This is a genomic window from Actinocorallia lasiicapitis, assembly GCF_054778695.1.
In genome coordinates, this window is sequence record NZ_BAAGZI010000426.1 from 1 (window position 1) to 4,750 (window position 4,750).

The window sequence follows — 4,750 nt, forward strand, 5'->3', positions numbered from 1 at the left end:
GGACGGTCGAGGCGCGGATCGGCCGCCAGGTCGGGGCCGCGCCGCCGCGCGAGGGCGGTTCGCGCCAGTTCCCCGAACTGCCGACCAGCGGGCCCGTCCCCGACTCGCTGGCCCCGCTGCTGGAGTGGATCACCGCACGGCTGGACCAGCCGCTGACCGTCGAGGACATCGCGGCCCACTCCGGAGTCTCGCCGCGCACGCTCAACCGGTACTTCACCGAACAGCTCGGCGTCTCCCCCGGCCGCTGGCTGCTCGACCGCAGGATCGCCACCACCCGCGCCCTGCTGGAGGAGACCGATCTGCCGGTCGAGACCATCGCGCAGCGCGTCGGCCTGTCGTCGGCGGTCAATCTGCGCCGCCGCTTCCACAACGCGCTCCACACGACCCCCGCGGCTTACCGGCGCGCCTTCCGCTAGCGCCAGTGTCCCGTTCCGGGCGTTGACCGACCGCTTACACGAAGTTACGTTCCGGGAGCCGGACTTCGAGGGGAGCGCGCGTGAGCGACGGACCTGACAGCGAGTGGCCGTGGAAGGACCTTCCACCTGGAGAGCTCGGGGGCGCCTCGCCCGAGCTGGCACGGCGGCACGCGGAGGCGCCGCTGGAGGAGGCGACCATGCCGAGCGGCGACCGGGTGCCGATGCTCGTCCGCTACGACGACGTGCGGGCCGCGCTGGTCTCTCCCGCCGCCAGCCGGAACCTGCGCGCGCCGGGCCTGCCGCGCATGGTCAGCGGCATGTCCGTCGACGACGACCCCACCGCGCTGATCAACCAGGACGGAGCCGACCACACCCGGTTCCGGCGGATCCTGCAGGGCGCGTTCACCCCGCGGGCCGTGGCGAAGTGGCGGCCCAGGACCGCCGAGATCGCCGACGAGCTCATCGACGGGCTCGACTCCTCCTTCGATCTGGTGTCCGAGTTCGCCGTCCCGCTGCCCGCCCGGGTGATCTGCGCGGTGCTCGGGGTGCCCGCCGACCGGTTCGAGGAGTTCCGCGGCTGGACCGAGATGTTCATGTCGACCACGAACGCGTCCGCCGAGGCCAGGGGTGAGGGATACGCCGCGTTCATGGGGTACGCGGCGGAGCTGGTCGCCGCGCACCGCGCGGAACCGGGCGACGACCTCATCGACGCCATGATCCAGGCCCGTGACGCCGACGACAGGCTGTCGGAGGGCGAACTGGTCAACATGGTCTTCACCCTGATCCTCGCCGGTCACGAGACCACCGCCGCGATGATCTCCCGCGGGATCTTCCGGCTGCTGCTCCATCCCGAGCAGTTCGCGGCCGTCCGCGACGATCCCGGGCTGATCGCACCGGCCGTCGAGGAGATCATGCGGTCCGAGGGCCCAGGCAACGGGCTGTTCCGGCTGGCCGCCACCGACATGGCGCTGCCGTCGGGCACGGTCCCGGCGGGGACCGTGCTGCTGCCCAACGAGTACGCCGCCAACCACGACCCGGCCGCCTACGACGCGCCCGACCGGTTCGACATCCGCCGGTTCACCGATCCCGACCAGCCCCCGCATCTGGGGTTCGGGCACGGGCCCCACTACTGCCTCGGCGCGAACCTGGCGCGGCTGGAGCTCCAGGAGTCGATCCGCGCGGTCGTCACCCGGCTGCCGGACCTGCGGCTCACCGTGGATCCGGCCACCCTGGAGTGGACTCAGGACGCGCTCATGTACCGGCCGGTCCGGCTGCCGGTGACGGCCTAGCCGCGCAGGGCGGAGCGGTCGATCCGGCCGTCGGGACCCTTCGGCAGGGCGTCGGCGAGCCGGACCGTCCTCGGGTACTTGTACGGGGCCACCTGGCCGCGGACGAACGCCCTCAGCTCGTCCGCGGTCGCGGCCGCGCCCGGTCTGAGGACGACGGCGGCGGCCACCTCCTCGCCGAGCACCGGATCGGGGACGGCGTGGACGGCGGCCTCCGCGACGTCCGGGTGCTCCAGCAGGACCGTCTCGATCTCGCCGGGGTAGACATTGAGCCCGCCCCTGATCACGAGGTCCTTGCTGCGTCCGGTGATGAAGTAGTAGCCGTCGGCGTCGCGGTGGGCGAGGTCGCCGGTGTACAGCCAGCCGTCCCTGATCACCTGGGCGGTGGCCTCCTCGGCCCGCCAGTAGCCCTTCATCAGGTTCGCTCCGCGGATGACGATCTCGCCGTCGACGAGGTCCATCTCGACGCCGGGGACCGGGGTGCCGATCGAGCCGGCCTTGCGGCCCAGCGCCGGATGGTTGAACGACGCGACCGGAGAGGTCTCCGACAGGCCGTACCCCTCGTACACGGGACGGCCGAAGACCTTCTCGAACTCCTCCAGCAGCTCGACCGGGAGCGAGGAGCCGCCCGACACGCAGGTCCGCAGGTCGGGCAGGCCGGTGCCGTCGTCGGAGGCGAGCAGCCCGGCGAGCATCGTCGGCACCGCCAGCAGGACCGTGACGCGGTGGGCGCGCATCAGCTCGAGCGCCTTGCCAGGCGTGAACCGCGGGACCAGCACGAGGGCCGCGCCGCTGTGCACGGACGCCACGAGCGTGCAGGTCAGCCCGAAGGCGTGGAAGAACGGCAGGCAGCCGAGCACGGTGTCGTCGGCCGTCAGGGCCAGCAGCTCGGCCGCGACCGCCGCCGCGTTGGAGCCGATGTTGGCGTGGGTGAGCTGCGCCCCGCGCGACACCCCGGTCATCCCCGCCGTGTAGATGATCACCGCGACGTCGTCGGCGGCCCGGGCGACCGGCGCGGCGGGCGCTCCCCCGGTGAGCTGGGACGCGACGGCGTCGACGCCGAGCACCCGCGCGCCGAACCTGGTCTCCTCGGTCGCCTGGTGGTCGCCGACGACCAGGAACCGGGCCGAGCAGTCGCGGACATAGTGCCCGACCTCGCGCTCCTTGCAGAGCGGGTTGATCGGCACGGCGACGCCGCCCGCGAGCTGCACCCCGTAGAAGACGATCGCGAACGCCGGCACGTTGGGCAGCATGACCGCCACCCGGTCGCCCGGCTCGAGACCGCGCCGCCGCAGCTCGCCCGCCACCCGGGCGGCCAGCTCGGCGAACTCCCGGTAGGAGACCACGTGGTCCTCGAAGATCAGCGCGCTCCGCTCGCCGTGCTTTTCTGCGCGGACGACGAGTTCCTGCCCCAAAGTACTCACTTGCCTGAGCATAAGGGGGCAACCCGGGACACGCCTACGGCCGTGCCGTGAAGATCCGAACGCTTACCGTTCGCCGGGCCGGGCGGCCTGAAATCCCCGGCGGGTGTGGGCCGGGAGCCAGAGCGGCACCGTCCCCGGGTCGAACCCGGCCCGTACATGGTCGATCAGGCGGGGCAGGCCCGGATGGTGTGAGCTTTCGGGCCAGAGCAGGGACCAGGGGTAGACCGGGAGCGGGTCGGCGAACGGGATCCGGCGCAGCCCTGCCTCCGCGGGCCAGGGCAGGCGGAGATGACGGCCCATGAGCGTCGCGGTGGCGGGCGACTCCGCGACGGTGTCGAGCAGCGCCTCGACGCCGAAGTTGGGGCCGTCGCCGTCGATGTCCAGCCCGAACGCGGCGGCCATCTCGAGGTAGTAGGCGGCCCATTCGGTGCCGGGGACTATGCCGGGGATCCAGATGCGGTGGCCCGCCAGATCGGCCGGTCGGACGGTTCCCGCCGAGGCCAGCGGGTGGTGGGCGCCGACAACGAGTTCGAGCGGTTCGAAGCGGGCGAAGGTGTGGCGGAGCCCGGGGTCCGGCGGGGCGGGCAGATAGGCGAAGGCGGCGTCGATCCGGCCGTCGAGGAGTGCGTGGACGGTGTACGGGGCGCCGGGCAGGGTCAGCATCTCCACGGGCTGGTCGGCGGCGTGCTCGTGGAAGCCCCGCAGGAGCGCGGCCGCGGCGGTCCTGCGGCCGATGACGTCCACCCGCAGCGGGCGGCACTCCGGGCGGACCGAGGCGATGGCGGCTTCCGCCGCTTTCAGGACGGCCTGCGCGTGCGGGAGGAAGGTGCGGCCGTCGAGCGTGAGGACGGCGCCCGAGGCGACCCGGTCGAACAGGGCGGCGCCGAGGAGGGATTCCAGTCCGGCGATCCGCTTCGACACGGCCTGCTGGCTGATCCCCAGCCGGGCCGCGGCGGCCTGGAACTGCCCTTCCTCCGCCACCAGCACGACCGCCCGTACGGCTTCCAGGTTCATCCGCGCAGCGTACAATCCATACAACCTTAGGTTGTGCGGGAACGGTCGATGGTTGTTTGATTCCCCGATCACCTGGACCTTCAATGGCACGATGTCCACCCGTGGTTGTGTCATCGCCCTGCTGGTGGTCGCCTTCGTGGCGGGACTCGACCACACGATCGTCGCGGCGGCGGGGGTGCGGATCGGGCTGCTGCTGGACGACCCGGCCGGGCAGGGCTGGATCACGACGGCGTTCCTGATCTCCTCGACCGTCGCGGGGCCCCTGTTCGGCGGACTGTCCGACCAGTTCGGGCGGAAGAACCCGTTCCTGGCGGCGCTCGCCCTGTTCGTCGCGGGCTCGGCGCTGTGCTCGGCGGCCGGTTCGCTGCCGTGGCTCGCGGTGTGCCGGGCCGTGCAGGGCCTCGGGGCGGGCGGGATGCTGGCGCTGATCTCGGTGCTGCTCGCCGACCTGGTGCCGGCCCGCGAACGTCCCCGCTACGGGGCACGGTTCCTGACCGTCTTCGCGCTGGCGACGCTTCTCGGCCCGCCGATCGGCGGGCTGTTCGCCGACCGGGCGGAGCTGCTGGGGCTGGCCGGGTGGCGGTGGGCGTTCCTCGTCAACGTCCCGCTC

At 72.7% G+C, this 4,750-nt stretch carries 5 protein-coding genes; 3 read left to right on the forward strand and 2 right to left on the reverse strand.

Going from position 1 to position 4,750, the window contains the following annotated elements; genetic code table 11:
- Positions 1-416, forward strand: a 416-nt coding sequence (locus tag ACYVE7_RS29290) for a helix-turn-helix domain-containing protein (RefSeq protein ID WP_460369162.1), incomplete at its 5' end; no start/stop codon positions are given.
- 80 nt (positions 417-496) lie between these two features.
- A complete protein-coding gene (locus ACYVE7_RS29295) occupies positions 497-1,705 on the forward strand; it encodes a cytochrome P450 (RefSeq protein ID WP_460369166.1) in 1,209 nt (402 codons plus the stop codon).
- Here ACYVE7_RS29295 and ACYVE7_RS29300 read toward each other — a convergent pair.
- Positions 1,702-3,126: a long-chain-fatty-acid--CoA ligase gene (locus tag ACYVE7_RS29300; RefSeq protein WP_460369169.1), complete on the reverse strand. Its 1,425-nt coding sequence runs from the start codon at positions 3,124-3,126 to the stop codon at positions 1,702-1,704. The genes ACYVE7_RS29295 and ACYVE7_RS29300 overlap by 4 nt on opposite strands.
- Before the next feature lie 63 nt (positions 3,127-3,189).
- A complete protein-coding gene (locus tag ACYVE7_RS29305) occupies positions 3,190-4,140 on the reverse strand; it encodes a LysR family transcriptional regulator (RefSeq protein ID WP_460369172.1) in 951 nt (316 codons plus the stop codon).
- A 91-nt stretch (positions 4,141-4,231) separates the two neighbouring features.
- Between ACYVE7_RS29305 and ACYVE7_RS29310 the strand changes: the two genes are divergently transcribed.
- A partial coding sequence (locus ACYVE7_RS29310; RefSeq protein ID WP_460369175.1) for an MFS transporter occupies positions 4,232-4,750 on the forward strand: 519 nt, incomplete at its 3' end.